Origin of the sequence: Actibacterium sp. XHP0104 (assembly GCF_025751515.1) — a bacterium.
In the GTDB taxonomy this organism is placed as follows: domain Bacteria; phylum Pseudomonadota; class Alphaproteobacteria; order Rhodobacterales; family Rhodobacteraceae; genus Actibacterium_D.
In genome coordinates this window covers 257038-274383 of record NZ_JAOWLE010000001.1, presented here as the reverse complement: position 1 = coordinate 274383, position 17346 = coordinate 257038, and the positions used below count along the sequence as shown (strand labels likewise).

General features: G+C 64.1%; 19 protein-coding genes. 8 read left to right on the top strand and 11 right to left on the bottom strand.

The window, feature by feature from the left end; all coding sequences use genetic code 11:
- Positions 1-6 precede the first annotated feature (6 nt).
- Positions 7-513: a lysozyme inhibitor LprI family protein gene (locus OE856_RS01395; RefSeq protein WP_263714256.1), complete on the bottom strand. Its 507-nt coding sequence runs from the start codon at positions 511-513 to the stop codon at positions 7-9.
- A gap of 134 nt (positions 514-647) precedes the next feature.
- Here OE856_RS01395 and OE856_RS01390 point away from each other — a divergent pair, with 134 nt between their 5' ends.
- Positions 648-1250: an OmpW/AlkL family protein gene (locus tag OE856_RS01390; protein WP_263714255.1), complete on the top strand. Its 603-nt coding sequence runs from the start codon at positions 648-650 to the stop codon at positions 1248-1250.
- Positions 1251-1309: 59 nt separating this feature from the next.
- Here OE856_RS01390 and OE856_RS01385 read toward each other — a convergent pair whose 3' ends face one another.
- Together OE856_RS01385 and OE856_RS01380 are read right to left on the bottom strand one after the other, a co-directional pair.
- On the bottom strand, positions 1310-2473 hold the full coding sequence (locus OE856_RS01385) for an isovaleryl-CoA dehydrogenase (protein ID WP_263714254.1): 1164 nt from the start codon (positions 2471-2473) through the stop codon (positions 1310-1312).
- Positions 2474-2640: 167 nt separating this feature from the next.
- Positions 2641-2898 (bottom strand): DUF2312 domain-containing protein, encoded by a 258-nt coding sequence (locus tag OE856_RS01380; RefSeq protein WP_263714253.1) that lies wholly within the window; start codon positions 2896-2898, stop codon positions 2641-2643.
- 133 nt (positions 2899-3031) lie between these two features.
- Here OE856_RS01380 and OE856_RS01375 point away from each other — a divergent pair, with 133 nt between their 5' ends.
- Positions 3032-3247, top strand: coding sequence for a hypothetical protein (locus OE856_RS01375; RefSeq protein WP_263714252.1), 216 nt, complete (start codon positions 3032-3034; stop codon positions 3245-3247).
- Here OE856_RS01375 and OE856_RS01370 read toward each other — a convergent pair.
- The 3 genes from OE856_RS01370 to OE856_RS01360 all read right to left on the bottom strand — a co-directional run bounded on the left by OE856_RS01370 (position 3244) and on the right by OE856_RS01360 (position 5782).
- A complete protein-coding gene (locus OE856_RS01370) occupies positions 3244-5100 on the bottom strand; it encodes an enoyl-CoA hydratase-related protein (protein WP_263714251.1) in 1857 nt (618 codons plus the stop codon). The genes OE856_RS01375 and OE856_RS01370 overlap by 4 nt on opposite strands.
- Positions 5101-5224: 124 nt before the next feature.
- Positions 5225-5437, bottom strand: a complete 213-nt coding sequence (locus OE856_RS01365) for a hypothetical protein (protein WP_263714250.1) — start codon at positions 5435-5437, stop codon at positions 5225-5227.
- A gap of 27 nt (positions 5438-5464) precedes the next feature.
- Positions 5465-5782 (bottom strand): TraR/DksA family transcriptional regulator, encoded by a 318-nt coding sequence (locus OE856_RS01360; protein ID WP_263714249.1) that lies wholly within the window; start codon positions 5780-5782, stop codon positions 5465-5467.
- 147 nt (positions 5783-5929) lie between these two features.
- On the opposite strand from OE856_RS01360, the gene OE856_RS01355 reads away from it, so the two are divergent.
- Genes OE856_RS01355 through OE856_RS01345 form a run of 3 tightly spaced genes read left to right on the top strand, consistent with a single transcriptional unit; the run spans position 5930 to position 7658 of the window.
- Positions 5930-6793 (top strand): MBL fold metallo-hydrolase, encoded by an 864-nt coding sequence (locus OE856_RS01355; RefSeq protein WP_263714829.1) that lies wholly within the window; start codon positions 5930-5932, stop codon positions 6791-6793.
- Positions 6794-6813: 20 nt separating this feature from the next.
- On the top strand, positions 6814-7239 hold the full coding sequence (locus OE856_RS01350) for a YeeE/YedE family protein (protein ID WP_263714828.1): 426 nt from the start codon (positions 6814-6816) through the stop codon (positions 7237-7239).
- Entirely contained in the window at positions 7239-7658 is a 420-nt protein-coding gene (locus OE856_RS01345) for a DUF6691 family protein (protein ID WP_263714248.1), read from the top strand. Before OE856_RS01350 ends, OE856_RS01345 begins: the two co-directional genes overlap by 1 nt.
- On the opposite strand, the gene OE856_RS01340 is transcribed toward OE856_RS01345, so the two are convergent.
- The 5 genes from OE856_RS01340 to OE856_RS01320 form a co-directional block, all read right to left on the bottom strand.
- Positions 7655-8614: a FliM/FliN family flagellar motor switch protein gene (locus tag OE856_RS01340; RefSeq protein ID WP_263714247.1), complete on the bottom strand. Its 960-nt coding sequence runs from the start codon at positions 8612-8614 to the stop codon at positions 7655-7657. The genes OE856_RS01345 and OE856_RS01340 overlap by 4 nt on opposite strands.
- 69 nt (positions 8615-8683) lie before the next feature.
- Entirely contained in the window at positions 8684-11386 is a 2703-nt protein-coding gene (locus tag OE856_RS01335; RefSeq protein WP_263714246.1) for an ATP-binding protein, read from the bottom strand.
- Positions 11373-11672, bottom strand: a complete 300-nt coding sequence (locus OE856_RS01330; RefSeq protein WP_263714245.1) for a hypothetical protein — start codon at positions 11670-11672, stop codon at positions 11373-11375. Before OE856_RS01330 ends, OE856_RS01335 begins: the two co-directional genes overlap by 14 nt.
- Positions 11669-12037, bottom strand: a complete 369-nt coding sequence (locus OE856_RS01325) for a response regulator transcription factor (protein ID WP_263714244.1) — start codon at positions 12035-12037, stop codon at positions 11669-11671. Before OE856_RS01325 ends, OE856_RS01330 begins: the two co-directional genes overlap by 4 nt.
- Positions 12038-12120: 83 nt before the next feature.
- Positions 12121-13422 (bottom strand): short-chain fatty acyl-CoA regulator family protein, encoded by a 1302-nt coding sequence (locus tag OE856_RS01320; RefSeq protein WP_263714243.1) that lies wholly within the window; start codon positions 13420-13422, stop codon positions 12121-12123.
- Between the two features lie 222 nt (positions 13423-13644).
- On the opposite strand from OE856_RS01320, the gene OE856_RS01315 reads away from it, so the two are divergent.
- The 3 genes from OE856_RS01315 (at position 13645) to OE856_RS01305 (ending at position 17340) form a co-directional block, all read left to right on the top strand.
- Positions 13645-14991, top strand: a complete 1347-nt coding sequence (locus tag OE856_RS01315) for a substrate-binding protein (protein WP_263714242.1) — start codon at positions 13645-13647, stop codon at positions 14989-14991.
- A 105-nt stretch (positions 14992-15096) separates the two neighbouring features.
- Positions 15097-16128, top strand: coding sequence for a branched-chain amino acid ABC transporter permease (locus OE856_RS01310; protein ID WP_263714241.1), 1032 nt, complete (start codon positions 15097-15099; stop codon positions 16126-16128).
- A gap of 3 nt (positions 16129-16131) precedes the next feature.
- Positions 16132-17340 (top strand): branched-chain amino acid ABC transporter permease, encoded by a 1209-nt coding sequence (locus OE856_RS01305; protein WP_263714240.1) that lies wholly within the window; start codon positions 16132-16134, stop codon positions 17338-17340.
- Positions 17341-17346: the final 6 nt, after the last annotated feature.

Here is a 17346-nt window from a genome sequence, read left to right as displayed (position 1 = left end):
TCGCAATCAGTCGGCCAAAAGTTCGGTTTCAAGATAGAGCGCCTGCCCGGCGGTCAGCCGCATATGGCAGGCCACGGTGGCCGGGCCACCGCCCGTGCCGCCGCCCCAATAGCTGCGTTCATAGTCACAGGTCGCATCGCGATAGGCGATCCACGCCCGCTGCATCTCTTGCAGGGCGGGCGCGCGGCGCGGCGCGGCCGATCCCAGCTGGTCCAGTTCGGCATCCGCGGCCTGGTGGCGGTCGCGCAACTGCCCGTAGGCGGCGTTCAACCGGGTATCCCAATAGCCCAGCTCCTGCCCGTGGCAGATGCCCATGCCCACGGTGGTATAGCCATCCGGCGTCGCCTCGATACAGGCATTCGCCGAAACGCCGATACAGGCGTCAGGCGCCGCGCCCTCAGGCAGACCGGCCAGGCAGGCCTGGGTCAACGCGATATCAAAGCGGATATCCTGCGCCTGAGCCGCAGCGCCCGCGCAAACCGCCATGGCGGTGGCAATGAAAAGCCGCTTCATGTGCTCATCCCCCGGCATTCAACCCCGGTCGACAAGATGTCGCACCCGCGAACATGCGCGGATTGATGCACATCAAAGCAGCCCGAAGGGGCAGGCATAGAACGATCCGGCGCGACGAAGACAAAGGAAAAACAATGAAACGCAATATCCTCGCCCTGCTCACCGCATCCGCCATGGCCCTGACGGGCACTGCCGCGCTGGCCCAGTCGGCTGGCGATCTGACCGTCGGTGTCGGTATCGGCTACGTGGCCCCCAAATCGAATAACGGCCTGCTGGCCGGCGCGGCGACCTCGGTCAATGATGACCTGCGCCCGACCCTCACCGTTGAATACTTTATCCGCGACAACCTGGGCATCGAGCTGCTGGCCGCGACCCCGTTCGAGCACACCGCGACCGTTTCCGGCGTCGGCACCGCGACGACCAAACACCTGCCGCCGACCCTGACGCTGAACTATCACTTCGCGAACAGCTCGAAGGTCACGCCCTTCCTGGGCGCGGGCCTGAACTACACCACGTTCTTCCAGGAAAAATCGGCCCTGGGCACCGTCAAGATGAAGGACTCGTTCGGCCTGGCCGTGCATGCCGGCTTTGACTACGCCATCTCGGACAACGGCGCGCTGCGCACCGATGTGCGCTGGATGGACATCGACACCGATGTCAGCCTGAACGGCAGCGCCATCGGAACCGCCAAGATCGACCCGGTGGTCGTCGGCGTGTCGTATATCCACAAGTTCTGATCTGAAATCAGAGAATGTCAGGCGCCCCCTAGCGGGGCGCCTTTCATTTGGGATGCGTATCACCGCATCGATCCCATCAGCTCGCGGCCGATCAGCATCCGGCGGATTTCCGAAGTGCCGGCGCCGATTTCCATCAGCTTGGCATCGCGGAACAGACGGCTGACCGGGGTTTCGTTCATGAAACCGGTGCCACCCATCGCCTGAACGGCCTGATGCGCCTGAACCATGGCCTGCTCGCTGGCATAAAGCACGCAAGCCGCCGCATCCTGACGGGTCACTTCACCACGGTCACAGGATTTCGCCACCTCGTAGATATAGGCGCGGGTCGAGTTCATCGCGGTATACATGTCCGCGATCTTGGCCTGCATCAGCTGGAAGTTCCCGATCGGCTCGCCGAACTGCTTGCGCTCGGAGATATAGGGCATCACCTCGTCCATGCAGTTGGCCATGATCCCGGCGCCGATGCCCGACAGCACCACGCGCTCGTAATCGAGGCCCGACATCAGAACGCGCACGCCCTTGCCTTCTTCGCCCAGGATGTTTTCGAACGGCACTTCGACATCTTCAAAGATCAGCTCGGCGGTGTTCGACCCGCGCATACCCAGCTTGTCAAAGTGGGGGCTGGTCGAGAAACCCTTCATGTCCTTCTCGATGATGAAGGTGGTGATCCCCTTGGGGCCGGCCTCCGGGTCGGTCTTGGCGTAAACCACCAGAACATCGGCATCGGGGCCGTTGGTGATCCAGAATTTGGTGCCGTTCAGCACATAATAGCCGTTCCGCTTTTCGGCGCGCAGCTTCATGCTGACGACATCCGAACCGGCGCCCGCTTCGGACATGGCCAGCGCGCCGACATGCTCGCCCGAGATCAGCTTGGGCAGGTATTTCTGCTTTTGCTCTTCAGACGCGTTGCGCTTGATCTGGTTGACGCACAGGTTGGAATGCGCACCATAGCTGAGGCTGATCGAAGCACTGGCGCGGGCGATTTCCTCGACCGCGATCACATGCGCCAGATAGCCCATGCCGGCGCCGCCGTATTCCTCGGGCACGGTAATGCCCAGCAGGCCCAGCTCGCCCATCTCGGTCCACAGCTCGTTGGGGAATTCGTTGGTCTTGTCAGCCTGCTCGGCCAGGGGTTTCACCCGGTCCTGGGCCCAGCGATGAACCATGTCCCGCAGCGCATCGACATCCTCACCCAGATCGAACTTCATCACCGCGTTGAACATATGCTCTCCTCCCCGCGAATTTATTGAACACTTGTTCAGTTAATGCAGAAAGGTGAGTCGGGTCAACAGGTTTTACGCAACGCGAAAGACCCGCCCCGGTTGGCCGGGACGGGTCTTTCATGTCGCGATGGGCGGACACCCGGCGCGTCAGGCACCGGGGCAGCGGGTCACATGCCCAGCGCCTCTTTATACATCTCCAGCACCGCCTCTTCCTCGGCGATGTCGTTCTGGTCGCGCTTGCGCAGCGCGATCACCTTGCGCATGACCTTGGTGTCATAGCCCCGGCCCTTGGCCTCGGCCATCACTTCCTTGATCTGCTCGGCGATGTCCTTCTTCTCGGCTTCCAGTCGCTCGACACGCTCGATGAACTGGCGCAGCTCGTCGGCGGTAACGCGATAGGTGCTGTCGGTGACGATGTCTTCCATCTCTGCCTCTTGGTGTTCGGTTGGGTTGCCCCCCGGATAGCGTCGGGTCCGCCCCGCTGCAAGCCCCTGCCCGCTTGCACCGCGCCAGATGATCGGCTAGCAGCCTTGGCAACGGAATGCAGGAGGACACCCGATGGAGGCACTGATCTGGGGCGGCGCGGCGGTATCGCTGATCGGGCTGGCAGGGCTGATGCGCTGTATCATGCTGGCGCTCAAGGCCAAACGCGCGGGCCTGCCTGACGCGGAAATGCGCGCGCGCCTGCAAAAGATCGTGGCCCTGAACATGGGCGCGCTGGCGGTGTCGGCCGTGGGGCTGATGCTGGTCGTGCTGGGGATCATGCTGGGCTAGGCCCGCACATCCCCCGTGTTCAGGTCATCGAACCGCAGACCATTCTTGATCAACCTGTCGAACAGCGCCGAGGGCGCCCAGAAATCGGCATCGCCGCCCTGGGCCAGCGCCCGCAGCCGCTTGCGCATCGCCAACAGCCCGCGCTGATCGGCGGCCAGCATCGGCCCACCACGCCAGCGCGGAAAGCCATAGCCGTGCACCATCACCAGGTCGATCTGCCCCGGCACCCGCGCCATGCCCGCCTCGATCAGCAGCGCACCGGTATTGGCCATTGCCGCCTCGCAGCGCAGGGCGATTTCCTCGGGGCGCAGCATCGCATCCTCGTCCGATTGCGCCGCCGGGGCCTTCCGGCCCTGGAACGGAGACCGGTTCAGGCCATAGGCCCGCAGCGCCTCGTCGATCCGCGCCGGATCGGCACCGCGCAGGGCCATTTCATTCGCGGCCCAGATGCACGCGCCCCACAAGGCACCACCCAGACCGCCGCCATCGACCGGGCCGGGCACGGTAATGCGCCCCACCCGTTTCATGAACCGCAACAGCCGCAGCCGCGCGCCGGGTTCCAAACCTTCGGGCTCTAACATCTCGGTCAGACGTGACAGATGCGGCGCGCCCGATCCGGCCAGCGCCACCATATCGGGCGTGTCAGGGTCAAGCTCGGCCACCAGATCGCCCTGCCCATGCAGCGCCAGCAGCGCCCCGTCGGCCAGCCCGGCCGCGGCCTGCGCCGGGGTCTTGCCGGTAAAATCGATCACCAGGTCATCGGCCCCGGCGACATCATCCGCCACCAGCGCCAGTCGCGTGTCGCGCTGAGCCTCGGCCAGACGGCCGCGCCCGACGGCCTCGTCATAAATCGCCCGCATCCGCGCCAGGATATCGGCGCGATCCTCGGCATCGGGCACCAGAACCGGCGTGCCGCTATCGGCGGTGATCACCGCCCAACCCGCCACGATGGCCCCGCGCCCGCGCAGCTCGACCCGCTCGATCCGGCCCGGATCATCGCCCGAAACCTCGGGCAGGCGGGTCAGGCGGCGCTCGCACTGATACATATGGAACAGACCGGCCGCAGCCGGGCTGGCCGCACATTCGGCGGCGGCGGCACGTTCATATTCAACACCAGTCTCGAATGGCAGCAGCTGCGCGCCCTCGATGCAGTCGACAATCCGCCCCATCGCGGGCACCGCCGCGCCACGCAGCCGCAGCCGCGCCGCCGAAACCGCCGACTGAAAACTGCGCCCGTCGGTCAGATGGTCGATACGCGGCGCGATCGGGCGCGGCCCCTGCCCCTGCGCGATCAGCGCCTCGGCATAGTCTTGCGCCGCACCGCGCGGATCACCCTCGATGACCTGATCGACCAGACCCAGCCGCGCCGCCTCGGGCGCCGCGACGGGCCGCCCGGCCAACATCAGCTCCAGCGCCGCCTGCGCCCCGACCAGACGCGGCAGGCGCTGTGTCGCGCCCGCATCGGGCACCCGGCCCAAAGTCACCTCGGGGAAGCCGAACGCCGCCTGCGCCCCGCAAATCCGGAAATGCGCGCCCAGCGTCAGCGCGCAACCCGCGCCCAGCGCGGTGCCATGCACAACAGCAATCACCGGCACCGGCGCGCCCTCAAGCGCGGCGCAGACCTCGCCCAATGTGGGCGTGGCATCGGCATCCGACATCTCGGCGCCGCTGGGAAAGGTGCGCCCCTCGGCCAGCAGCAGAACCGCGCGCGTGGCGGGGTTGGACAAAACCATATTGAGGGCCTGCATGATCCCGGCGCGCATCGCGCCCGTGATCGCATTCAGCGGCGGATTACATAGCACGATCCGCGCAACACCCGCCCTGCCCGAGATCACCCGCACCTGCTCTGTCATCGCCGCCAACCCCTGTTCGGCACCGGGGGCATCACCGCCCCGTCATACACAACGCCCTGCCACCATTTGTATCGGCGACAGGGCGAAACGCAAGAATTTGATTGTATTCGGCTATCCTGCCGGATCAGACCGGCATGTTGTCGAACAGATCGTCCGCATCGTCATCGTCCAGACGGTCGATCAGCAGCTCAAGATCCTCGGGCACCGGCAAGCCAAGGCCGCGCATCTCGGCCAGCTTCTCGCGCAGCTCCTCCAGCAGCACATGCCGATCCTCGGGGCGCTTTTCGATTTCATCCATCAGCAGCGCGATGCCTGCCTTGATTTGTTCAAAAGCCATGATTTCCTCCTGAGGCTTGTTTCGCGGTCAGATAGCGCAGCGGCTGCAAAACGGCGTGGCGGGCAGCAGATCAAGGCGCTTGGGCTCGACCTCTTCGCCGCATTTGACGCAATAGCCGTATTCGCCGGCCTCAATCCGCGCCAAAGCCGCGCGAATCTGTTCGATTTCGTGCAAGCCAGAGGTGCCCATGCTTTCCAGCACCTCATCCTCTTCCCGCTCGACGGCCAGCTCTTCCCAGTCTTTCGACTGATGTGCATCCAATTCCTCGTCGATCACATGCAGCCGCTGGTCAAGCTCGGCCAGACGGGCCTCAAGCACCTGTTTGCGCTCGGCTATCGTTGTCATTGGCATTTCCTTCCCTGACTCATTTCATCGGATGTTACACTCTGGCCACTGCCCCACATTGACACACGTCAACTGCGGATCAGGAATATGTTGAAACACATAAGCAAAAACGCATATGTATTCGGAACCCTGATGGAGAACAAAGATATGTCACCCGCAGTGCAGGCCTTTTTCGACGAGGCCACGAATACCGTATCTTACGTTGTGCGCGACCCGATGTCGAACAAGGCGGCGATCATCGATTCCGTTCTCGATTTCGATTACGCGTCGGGGCACACCGATACCCGTTCGGCCGACGAGATCATCGCCTGGGTGCGCGCCGAAGGCCTAGAGATCGAGTGGCTGCTGGAAACCCATGTCCATGCCGACCACCTGTCGGCCGCGCCCTATCTGCAGCAACACCTGGGCGGCAAGATCGGCATCGGCGAGAAAATCACCGTCGTGCAGGACACCTTCGGCAAGGTCTTCAACGAAGGCACCGAGTTCCAGCGTGACGGCAGCCAGTTCGACCAGCTGTTCCGCGAAGGCGACAGCTTTCACATCGGCCAGCTGCGCGGCGACGTGCTGCATACGCCTGGCCACACCCCGGCCTGCCTGACCTATGTGATCGGTGACGCGGCATTCGTCGGCGACACGCTGTTCATGCCCGATTTCGGCACGGCGCGCTGTGACTTCCCCGGTGGATCGGCCGAAATGCTGTATGAATCGGTGCAAAAGATTCTGACCCTGCCCGACCAGACCCGCATCTTTGTCGGCCACGACTACAAGGCCCCCGGCCGCGAGGTCTATGCCTGGGAAAGCACCGTGGGCGAGCAGCGCGCCAAGAATGTCCATGTCGGCGGCACCAACAAGAAGGACGATTTCGTCCGCATGCGCACCGAGCGCGATGCCACGCTCGACATGCCGCGGCTGATCGTGCCGTCTTTGCAGGTCAACATGCGCGCGGGCCAGATGCCCAAGGCCGAGGACAACGGCACCGTCTACCTGAAAGTGCCGATCAACAAGCTGTAACGGGCGGCGGGGAACCGATGATGGAACAAGACTGGATCTGGGGCTTTGTCGGAGGCCTGATGATCGGCACCGGCGGTGCGCTCTATCTGCTGGTGAACGGGCGGATCATGGGTGCCAGTGGCATTCTGGGTGCGCTGGTCGATGGCACCGGGCTGCGCACCATGGGCGAACGCCTGGCCTTTCTGGCCGGGGTGATCCTGATGCCCATCCCGCTTTACCCCCTTTACCGAGAGGTCGACACCCATATCACCGGCAACTGGCTGGTGATCATCGCGGCCGGCCTGCTGGTCGGGTTCGGCACCCGGCTGGCCAATGGCTGCACTTCGGGGCACGGGGTCTGCGGCATCTCGCGCCTGTCGCTGCGCGGCATCGCGGCGACCGTGTTCTACATTCTGGCGGGCGGCGTCACCATCGCCCTGTTCCGCCATATGCTGGGGGTGATCTGATGCGCGCCCTCTTTGCCTTTCTCGCCGGCGCGCTGTTCGGCGCGGGCCTGTTCATTTCGGGCATGACCGACACCACCAAGGTGCAGGGCTGGCTTGACGTGTTTGGCGACTGGGATCCGACGCTGGCCTTTGTGATGGGCGGGGCGCTGATCCCGATGGCCATCGCCTGGCAATTGACCCGCGGGCGCCGCCCGGTCCTGGGCGGAGATTTCCCCCGCCCCGCCGATCAGAAACTGGGCCGCAACCTGGTTTTGGGCTCGGTCCTGTTCGGGGCGGGATGGGGCTTGGCGGGCCTGTGCCCAGGCCCTGCGCTGGCATCTCTCAGCTATGGCGGATCGGGGCATTGGTTGTTTCTTATCGCTATGATAGCAGGTATGGTGGCGGCTGCACCGTTTCGTTCGCGCCTTAACACGACCTAAGCTTCCAAGGCCGGCGGCGGTGTATTCTGGGGTGAATCAAAGCCCTCCTCCTCTGCGCCCCCAGCCATCGCCGGGGGCGCAGTTCTTTTGCCCGACAGCCCCGCCTGCGAAATCCTGACCGCCCGGTCGCCGCGCGATTGCCCCAGCCGCCCGGTCGCCACAACAGCCCCGCCCGCACCTTCAAGCGACAGCGAATCAATCGCCGCAACGGGGATGGTCAACACGTCACCCGGAGCCAGCCGCAGCGCCCGCGCATAGGGCACCTGCAACCGCGTCAGCACTGCCTGCAACGGCATCGCCGCGCCCATCACCCTGTCCGACACTGCCCGCGACCAGCCCTGCCCGGCCTCGGTCACAGGCTGGCGCGCCTCGTGCTGGGGCAAGAGCAGCAAGATCTCGCCCTCTCCCAATCCGCCGGGCAGCGCCACATCCAGCCGCACAGAATGATACAGCCCATCCGTCAGCGTGAACCGCGCCAGGCGCGCATCTGACAGCATACCGCGATAGCCATAGCCCGCCAGCCACGGGCCGGCCTCGGCCGCATGGGCCAGGAACCCGTCGATCACATCGCGCAGCATTTCTCCGTCAGTGCGGGTGGGCGCGCGGGACGCAGGCAAGGCCGCAGGCACCCGCCCAGTCATCCGCCGCGCGACCACCGCGCCCACAACCGGCGCCGACACGACGACCAGCCCGGCCGCACCGCCCGGCGCCTCGACCAGCGTGATCAGTGCGTGTTCCGGCGCCTGCGCCTCTTTCTCGACCCCGTCCAGATCATGCACGCCCTGCTGTTGGCCCGAGATGGTGATGGCCAGGCCCGCCACCTCTTGCATGGCGCGGCAGAGCGCAAGCGCCAGCCGCCGCAGCACACCGCCCCCGCCCTCGCGCCGCGGCGGGGGCGAAGACGAGGCCGCAAGCATGCGGCGCAAGACGTTGGGTTCAGGGGTATCCTGTGACATGGGGCAGAAATTCAGAATCCTTTGCCCCACCATGACCCGGCGATGGTTCACAAATCGTTAGCCGCGCCGCTATTCCGCCGCTTTCGCCGCCTCGGCCACCGGCAATGTCACGCGAAAGGCCGCCCCGCCCTGCCCCGGCAAATAGCTGATGTCGCCGCCCAGCCGGGCCATGATCTCGCGGCAGATCGCAAGGCCCAGCCCGGCGCTGCCGGCCGAGTTGCGATCCGAGAGCCGGGCGAATTTCTCGAAGATCACCGCCTGGCTTTTCTCGGGGATGCCACTGCCATTGTCGATGAAATCAATCGCCACCATTCCGCCCGAGCGCCGGGCGCGGATGCGCAACTCGGGCACTGACGCATCGCAGTATTTCTGCGCATTGGTGATCAGGTTGATGAACACCTGGCTCAGCCGGTCGGTGTCGGTGTAAAGGGCCACGTCCTCGTGCATCTTGTCGCGCAGGATGCGAATGCGCCCACGCCCGTCCAAAGACCCGGTTGCCGCGACGGCCCGATCAAGCAGCGACCGCAGATTGCCGTCCTGCGCATTGATCGTGACCTGCCCGTTTTCCATCACCGACAGATCCAGCAGATCGTCCAGCAGACGGGTCAGGCGGATCGCCTCTTCGTGGATGATGCCCGAATAGCGGGTCAGTTCCTCGGGCGACATCTCGCTGCCGCCCTCCATCAAGATCTCGGAAAACGCGCGGATCGAGGTCATCGGCGTGCGCAATTCGTGGCTGACCTGGCTAAGGAACGTGTCTTTCTGGATCGACAGCTCGGTCAGCTTGTCATTGGCCTCGCGCAGCTGGCGGGCGGTGCGCGACAGCTCTTCGGACTTGGCCTCGAGCTGGTTGGAATATTCCAGCATCTGCGCGGTCTCATCGGCCACCGCCATCAGATCCTCGACCGAGACCGAGCTGCGCCCGACGATCTGGCCGATCATCGCATGGGCCGTGGCACCCCCGACCGAGCCCGACAGCTCGCGTTCGAGATGGGCCAGGAAATCGGGCGTGGTGTCGGGCAGAAAGCTTTTCTTGCCCTGCTTTTCGGCGGCCTGATGGAACAGCTGCTGCGCCTCGTCGGGGCCAAGAATACGCTGCGACATGACCAGCAGGTCCTCGGCCTCGGCCGCGCCCTGGGTCCAGCCGCGGGCGGCGGCGGAATGTTCGAACACATTGACGAACTGCGCGCCTTGCAAGCGTTCCAGCGGCGACGGGAACCCGGTCAGGGACAGCGCGAAGAACGCAAACGCGTTCAGGCTGAGCGACCAGAACATCGCATGCACCAGCGGGTCCATCCCGCCCACGCCGAACAGCGCCTCGGGCCGCAGCCAGCCGATGCCGAACGGCCCCTCGGACAAGAGCGCCGCGCTCATGATCGCGTCGGGGCCGAAACTGGGCAGGAACAGCGTATAGGCCCAGACCACAAAGCCCAGCACCAGACCGACCGCCGCCCCGCGCCGGGTCGCGCCGCGCCAAAAGATCCCGCCCAACAGCGCCGGCATCACCTGCGCCACGCCGGTGAACGAGATCAGGCCGATCTTGGCCAGAGCCTCGGACCCGCCAGTGATGCGGAAATAGAAATAGCCCAGCGCCAGCACGCCCGCGATAGAGAACCGCCGAGACCGCAGCACCAGGTTGCGCACATCGCCCGACACGCTGGCCGCGCCCTTCGACTGCCAGCTTAGCCACAGCGGCATGACGATATGGTTCGACACCATGGTCGACAGCGCGATCGCGGCCACGATCACCATCGAGGTCGCCGACGAGAACCCACCGAGGAACGACAGCATCGCAATCCCCTCACGCCCATGGCTCAGCGGCACCGACAGCACAAAGAAATCCGGGTTCGAGCCCGCCGGCTGGGTCGACAGGCCGATCACCGCGATCGGCACGACAAAGAGGCTCATGAGGAACAGATAAAGCGGAAAGGCCCAGGACGCGGTGGCCAGGTGATGCTCGTCGGCATTTTCCACCACCAACACCTGAAACATGCGCGGCAAGGCGATGATCGCCATAGCGGAAATCGCCATCAGCCCAACCCAGCGACCGGGCCGGAACGCGGTCTCGGCGATGGGCGAAGCGGCGATGCGTTCGGCCATCTCGCCAATGCCGCCGGCCACGCCCCAGACGACGAAGATACCCACCGTCAACAGCGCCACCAGCTTGACCACGGCCTCGAGCGCGATAGCGGTGACAACGCCGTGGTGACGCTCGTTCGCATCCAGGTTGCGGGTGCCGAACAGCACCGTGAACAGCGCCAGCCCGGCCGCAACCCACAGCGCGGTGGCGTTCTGGTCAGGCAGATCCCAGCCCCGGCTGTTGGCTGTGGAAAACACTGAAAATGAAAGGGTTACGGACTGAAGCTGAAGCGCGATATAAGGCGTGGTGCCGATCACGGCCATCAGCGTGACCAGCACGCCCAGCAGGTTCGACTTGCCATAGCGCGACGAGATCAGATCGGCGATTGAGGTGATACGCTGGGTCTTGCCGATACGCACCAGCTTGCGCAGCGCCCACCACCAGCCAACCAACATCAGCGTCGGCCCCAGATAGATGGTCACGAATTCCAGCCCCGACCGCGCGGCGTATCCGACCGCGCCGTAAAACGTCCAGGCGGTGCAATAGACCGACAGCGACAAGGTATAGATCAGCGGGCTGCGCAGCCAGCCGATCTGCCCCTTGCCCGCCCGCCGCTCGGCGATAAAGGCCACGATGAACAGCAGCACCACATAGGCCAGACAGACTGCGACCAGAACGTCAAAGCTGATCATCGCTGCCCCCTGTGCTGACGGGGCGCCCGGCGGCGGCATCCTGACCATCCGCCGCGCGCGACAGCCGCTTGGTCAGCAGGAACGCCCCCAGGATCAGCAAGGCCCACAGCCCGAAAATGTAGATCAACTGCCCGGTCAGGCTGCGCGCGCCGCCATCGGCCTGCCACAGCAGGGGCATGAGGAACAGGAACAGCCCCACCAGGGGCAGCAGCCTGGCCGCATCCGTCGCCCGCCGCGCGCTGTAGTTTCGGCGCGCCAGGAACAGAGGGCGGCCCGGCGGCTTCATGATCCCGCCAGTTCCCTGACCGCCGCCAGAACCTCGGCATTCGAGAACGGCTTGGTCATGAACTTGCTGGCCCCCAACAGTCCGGCCATGTCGCGATCCTTGCTCTGGCCCTTGGCGGTCAGCATCAGAACCGGCACACCGGCCAGCGCCTCGTCGGCGCGGATATCCTGCAGGATGTCGAACCCGCTGCGCCCCGGCAGCATCACGTCGAGGATCACCAGATCGGGCTTGCGCTGGCATACGGCCTGATAGGCATTGCGCCCGTCCGAATGGGTCATGACCGACCATCCGTCACGCGACAGGATGAACCGGATCGCCTCGATGATATTCGGTTCGTCCTCTATGAGCAGAACGTTGCGCCCCATCCGTCTCCCCTTCCGGTGCAGCGGTTTAACCCATGTATACTGCCGAAACTCTGCAAAGGCCAAGAGGCACAGGCAATCGGCCGTCAGATTCCCGCACTTAGGATCGACGGCTCACGCCGCGCCGGGCAGCTTTCGCGCGGGCAGATGCGGCAACTGGTGCCCACCAGCTGGGTCTGCTCGGCGCCCTCGGACAGATCGGGCAGGATCAGCATCGCCGCTTCCAGCACCTGGGGCCCGCCGAAACCCGACATCCGCACGGGCTGGCACAAGGCAAAGGTCAGAAAACGCTGCGGCGGGCGCGCGGGCTGTTCGATTACCGCGCGGATCGGGGCCATCGGCCGCGACAGCGCCTGATAGAGCGGCCACAGCGGACAGGCCGCGCCGAACCGTGGCAGCGCGAACCCCGGCAGCGGACGCCGGAACGTCAGCGCGCCCGACCCGTCGCAGATCACCAGACCGACCCGCACCGGCAGCTTGTCCTCTGGCAATGCCGCAAGCCGGCGGAACACCATGCCCGGATCGGTGGCGAAATGCTGCGCCAGCCGGCCCGGATCAAGCTGCATCTGCTGTGCGGCCTCGGCAAAGGTCTCCAGCGGCAGGATCTGCGCGTCCTGCACATAGCGTTCCAGATGCCGCCGCGCCATGTCGCGCGCGGCGGGTGTGGTCAATTCGACCCCGCCCGCCAGGATCGCCTCGACATTGCCCGGACGGCCCTCAAGCTCGGCAAAATGGAACTCGTGCCGCTGCAAGAAGGCCTCGACCTCTTCGCGGGGCGATTGCTGCTGGCTGGCATCGGCAGAGTTGTCATCAAGATACGACACCAGCGCCTGCGCGCCCTCGGCCAGGCGCTGGCTTTCGTCGCGCAGGTTGCGGTGAAACCGGATCTGCCAGTCGCGATCCAGATCCTCGGTATCGGCCAGAATGGCCGCGGTCGAGCGGATCGCGGTGACGGTCGACAGCACCTCGTGCAGCGATGCCGACAAGAACGGGTCATGAGTCATCCGGTCGGTCAGGGTCTCGACAATGCGCTCCAGCTCTCCGACGCGGCGGTGCTTTTCGGCCAAAAGCTGCGCCCAGCCCGGAAAGCGCCCGGCGAACTCGTCGATCCGGGCCAGTTCGTCGCGCGCCTCGGCATTGCCGGCGGCCGCCTCGCGCAGCTCTTCCAGCAGCGCGGCCTCGGCGCCCTCGGTCAGCAAAGAGGCCTCGACTTCGAGGGTGCGCGCCAGGTCAACCAGCAACTTTCCCCCGATTCTGCGGCGGTTATGTTCGATCAAATTGAGGTAGGACGGCGAAATACCGACCGCCTTGGCCAGATCGGATTGACGCATCCCCAGCACAAGGCGCCTCTCGCGGATACGACTGCCGGTCATATGGCTGCTGGCCATGTGGAAAACCTCGGTCTTTACAAGGGCTTTCTGCGCCCGCGTGACAATTACTTTACAAGAACGATTAACACCCTGTGTAACAATTTACAAAAAAAATGTTTTACGAAAAGCAGTTGTTGCGCAATTTTCGGTCTCTCACCGATAATATCCCCACCTTGTAAAAGGGAAAGCGGTACGCGCAGAGGAGGCGTGAAGCCGCAAATCACAATACGGGAGGATTTCATGTCCAATTCGAACTTCACACGCCGCGGCGTGCTGAAAACCGGTGCGATCGCGGGCGGCAGCCTGGCCGTGCCGACGATCTTTACCGCCGGTTCGGCCTCGGCCTTTACCAACGAACCCACCGGCAGCTCGGTCACCCTGGGCTTCAACGTGCCCCAGACCGGCCCCTATGCCGAAGAAGGCGCGGACGAACTGCGCGCCTATCAGCTGGCAGTCGAACATCTGAACGGCGAAGGCGACGGCGGCATGCTGAACACCTTCTCGTCCAAGGCCCTCAAGGGCAACGGCATCCTGGGCAAGAAAGTCGAATACGTCACCGGCGACACCCAGACCAAATCGGACGCAGCCCGCGCATCGGCCAAGTCGATGATCGAAAAAGACGGCGCCATCATGATCACCGGCGGTTCGTCCTCGGGCGTGGCCGTGGCCGTTCAGGGCCTGTGCCAAGAGGCCGGCGTGATCTTCATGGCCGCTCTGACCCACTCGAACGACACCACCGGTAAAGACAAGAAAGCCAACGGCTTCCGCCACTTCTTTAACGCCTACATGTCGGGCGCTGCCCTGGCTCCGGTGCTGAAAAACGCCTATGGTGCCGAGCGCCGCGCCTATCACCTGACCGCCGACTACACCTGGGGCTGGACCCAGCAAGAGTCGGTTCAGGCCGCAACCGAGGCCATGGGCTGGCAGACTGTCAACAACGTGCTGACCCCGCTGGCGACCACCGACTTCTCGTCCTACATCGCCCCCGTGCTGAACTCGGGCGCCGACGTTCTGGTTCTGAACCACTACGGCGGAAACATGGTGAACTCGCTGACCAACGCCGTTCAGTTCGGCCTGCGCGACAAGATGGTCAACGGCAAGCAGTTCGAGATCGTCGTTCCGCTGTACTCGGAGCTGATGGCCAAGGGCGCCGGCGAGAACATCAAGGGCGTGTACGGTTCGATGAACTGGAACTGGCAGCTGGGTGACGAAGGCACCAAGGCTTTCGTTCAGTCGTTCGGCCAGAAATACGGCTTCCCGCCGTCGAACGCCGCCCAGACGTCCTATGCACAGACCCTGCTCTATGCAGACGCCGTCGAGCGCGCCGGTTCGTTCAACCCCTGCGCCGTCGTCGAGGCCCTGGAAGGCTTTGAATTCGACGGTCTGGGCAACGGTCCGACCCTGTACCGCGCCGAAGACCACCAGTGCTTCAAAGACGTGCTGGTCATGAAGGGCTCGGACAACCCGACCTCGGAATACGACACCCTGGAAATCGTGGAAGTCACCCCGCGCGCTCAGGTCGAGTACGCCCCCGACCACCCGATGTTCGCCGGTGGCGATCTGGGCACCTGCAATCCGGGCGCCTGATAAGGCATCTCCCGCCGGTCGCGCAGCAATGCGCGGCCGGTTATCCATCGCTCGGGCCACAACGGCGCCGGGCGTTCATCCATAAAAAAGGACAGGGTGGGGACGATGGACGCAATCCTTCTGCAAACCCTCAACGGGCTTGATAAAGGCTCGGCCTATGCGCTGATCGCGCTGGGGCTGACACTTATTTTCGGCACGCTGGGCGTGGTAAACTTTGCCCACGGCGCGCTTTTCATGATCGGCGCATTCTGCGCGGTCACCTTCAGCCGTCTGTTCAGCCTCTCATACGAGACGCTGGACCCGACGAAGAAAGACTTTCTGGGCAACCCCCTGAAAGTCAAAACCCCGTATCTCGAAGGCTGGTTCGGCCCCGAACTGGGCGGCACGTTGATCGACTGGGCGGTTCCGCTATCGATCATCTTTGCCATTCCGGTCATGATCTTCATCGGCTTTGCCATGGAGCGCGGCCTGATCAAGCACTTCTACAAGCGCCCGCACGCCGACCAGATCCTGGTGACCTTCGGCCTGGCGATCGTGCTGCAAGAGGTGGTGAAATACTTCTTTGGCGCCAACCCCATCCCCACCCCCGCCCCCATGGCGTTTCGCGGGTCGGCGGATCTGGGCGTGCTGATCGGGATGGACCCGAACGTGGTCATCTACCCGGTCTGGCGCATGGTCTATTTCTTCTTCGCTGCCGCCATCATCGGCGCGGTCTTCTCGTTCCTGCAGTTCACCACCTTCGGGATGGTTGTGCGTGCCGGCATGGCCGACCGTGAAACCGTGGGCCTGCTGGGCATCAACATCGACCGCCGCTTTACCATCATGTTCGGAATCGCCGCCGCCGTGGCGGGCCTGGCGGGCGTGATGTACACGCCGATCAACTCGCCCAACTACCACATGGGGATGGACTTCCTGGTTCTCAGCTTCGTCGTGGTCGTGGTCGGCGGCATGGGCTCGCTGCCCGGCGCCGTTCTGGCCGGCTTCATGCTGGGCATCCTGGAAAGCTTTGCGTCGATGAACGCCATCAAGAGCCTGATCCCGGGTATCGACCAGATCATCATCTACGTGATCGCGATTGTCATCCTGCTGACCCGGCCGCGTGGCCTGATGGGTCGCAAGGGCGTGATGGAGGATTAATCAATGTTTGGTCTCGAAAAGAAAGACACCTCGCTTCTGGTGATCGTGGCCATTCTGGCCCTGTTCGCCCCGTTCATCCTGAACCCCTTCCCCACCGAAAGCGGTCTGGCCCAGTTCAACGCGGGCTATCCCGACCTGATGCAGCGGTTCGTGATCTTTGGCATCTTCGCCATCGGTTTCAACATTCTGTTCGGCCTGACCGGCTACCTGTCCTTCGGCCATGCCGCATTCCTGGGTGTGGGATCGTATTCGGTGGTCTGGATGTACAAGCTGCTGGATTACAACATCCTGCCCGGCCTTGTGCTGGCCGTCATCACCGCGGGTATCTTTGCCCTGCTGATCGGCTTTGTCTCGCTGCGGCGATCGGGGATCTACTTCTCGATCCTGACGCTGGCCTTTGCGCAGATGTCGTTCAACCTGGCCTATTCGGTGCTGACCCCGATCACCAACGGGGAAACCGGTCTGCAGGTCTATAACAACGACAAGCAGATCCTGATGAGCGCCGGTGACCCGACCAGCCCGCATCTGTTCGGCATCGTGATGAACAAGTCGGCCAACCTCAGCATTGCCGGCTGGGACTTCACCTTCAACAACGGCTACTACTTCTGCGCCGTGATCCTGCTGATCGTGTTCTACCTGTCGATCCGCATCTTCCGCTCGCCCTTTGGCATGATGCTGCGCGCGGTGAAAACCAACCAGACCCGGATGAACTATACCGGCCTGAACTCGCGCCCCTACACGCTGGCGGCGTTTGTGATCTCGGGCATGTATGCCGGCCTGGCTGGTGGCCTGATGGCCGCGATGGACCCGCTTGCAGGCGCCGAGCGCATGCAGTGGACCGCATCGGGCGAAGTCGTTCTGATGACCATCCTCGGCGGTGTCGGCACCCTTTTGGGTCCGGTGCTGGGCGCGGGCTTCATCAAATACTTCGAGAACATCTTCTCGAAGATCAACGACAACGTCCTGCATGGCTGGTTCAGCTTCCTGCCCGACGGGCTGGAGAACCTGCTTGTCGGCATCATCCACCCCTTCGTGGGCAAGGGCTGGCACCTGACGCTGGGCCTGCTGTTCATGCTGGTGGTGATCTTCCTGCCCGGCGGTCTGATGGAAGGCGGTCAACGCATCCGCGAACGCTTTGGCAAGAAAAAGGGCGGTGGTGGCGGCAAAGACGCCGAGCATCACCCCAAAGAAGCGCCGCATGTGGCCGAATAAGGAGAA

Bases quoted from the DNA above. Each gene is read 5' to 3' on its own strand.
- OE856_RS01345 (WP_263714248.1), top strand. From the start codon at position 7,239: ATGCGCGCCCTCTTTGCCTTTCTCGCCGGCGCGCTGTTCGGCGCGGGC.
- OE856_RS01355 (WP_263714829.1), top strand. From the start codon at position 5,930: ATGTCACCCGCAGTGCAGGCCTTTTTCGACGAGGCCACGAATACCGTA.
- OE856_RS01310 (WP_263714241.1), top strand. From the start codon at position 15,097: ATGGACGCAATCCTTCTGCAAACCCTCAACGGGCTTGATAAAGGCTCG.
- OE856_RS01385 (WP_263714254.1), bottom strand. From the start codon at position 2,473: ATGTTCAACGCGGTGATGAAGTTCGATCTGGGTGAGGATGTCGATGCG.
- OE856_RS01305 (WP_263714240.1), top strand. From the start codon at position 16,132: ATGTTTGGTCTCGAAAAGAAAGACACCTCGCTTCTGGTGATCGTGGCC.
- OE856_RS01370 (WP_263714251.1), bottom strand. From the start codon at position 5,100: ATGACAGAGCAGGTGCGGGTGATCTCGGGCAGGGCGGGTGTTGCGCGG.
- OE856_RS01340 (WP_263714247.1), bottom strand. From the start codon at position 8,614: ATGTCACAGGATACCCCTGAACCCAACGTCTTGCGCCGCATGCTTGCG.
- OE856_RS01395 (WP_263714256.1), bottom strand. From the start codon at position 513: ATGAAGCGGCTTTTCATTGCCACCGCCATGGCGGTTTGCGCGGGCGCT.
- OE856_RS01320 (WP_263714243.1), bottom strand. From the start codon at position 13,422: ATGGCCAGCAGCCATATGACCGGCAGTCGTATCCGCGAGAGGCGCCTT.
- OE856_RS01360 (WP_263714249.1), bottom strand. From the start codon at position 5,782: ATGACAACGATAGCCGAGCGCAAACAGGTGCTTGAGGCCCGTCTGGCC.
- OE856_RS01375 (WP_263714252.1), top strand. From the start codon at position 3,032: ATGGAGGCACTGATCTGGGGCGGCGCGGCGGTATCGCTGATCGGGCTG.
- OE856_RS01325 (WP_263714244.1), bottom strand. From the start codon at position 12,037: ATGGGGCGCAACGTTCTGCTCATAGAGGACGAACCGAATATCATCGAG.
- OE856_RS01335 (WP_263714246.1), bottom strand. From the start codon at position 11,386: ATGATCAGCTTTGACGTTCTGGTCGCAGTCTGTCTGGCCTATGTGGTG.
- OE856_RS01380 (WP_263714253.1), bottom strand. From the start codon at position 2,898: ATGGAAGACATCGTCACCGACAGCACCTATCGCGTTACCGCCGACGAG.
- OE856_RS01350 (WP_263714828.1), top strand. From the start codon at position 6,814: ATGGAACAAGACTGGATCTGGGGCTTTGTCGGAGGCCTGATGATCGGC.
- OE856_RS01390 (WP_263714255.1), top strand. From the start codon at position 648: ATGAAACGCAATATCCTCGCCCTGCTCACCGCATCCGCCATGGCCCTG.
- OE856_RS01365 (WP_263714250.1), bottom strand. From the start codon at position 5,437: ATGGCTTTTGAACAAATCAAGGCAGGCATCGCGCTGCTGATGGATGAA.
- OE856_RS01315 (WP_263714242.1), top strand. From the start codon at position 13,645: ATGTCCAATTCGAACTTCACACGCCGCGGCGTGCTGAAAACCGGTGCG.
- OE856_RS01330 (WP_263714245.1), bottom strand. From the start codon at position 11,672: ATGAAGCCGCCGGGCCGCCCTCTGTTCCTGGCGCGCCGAAACTACAGC.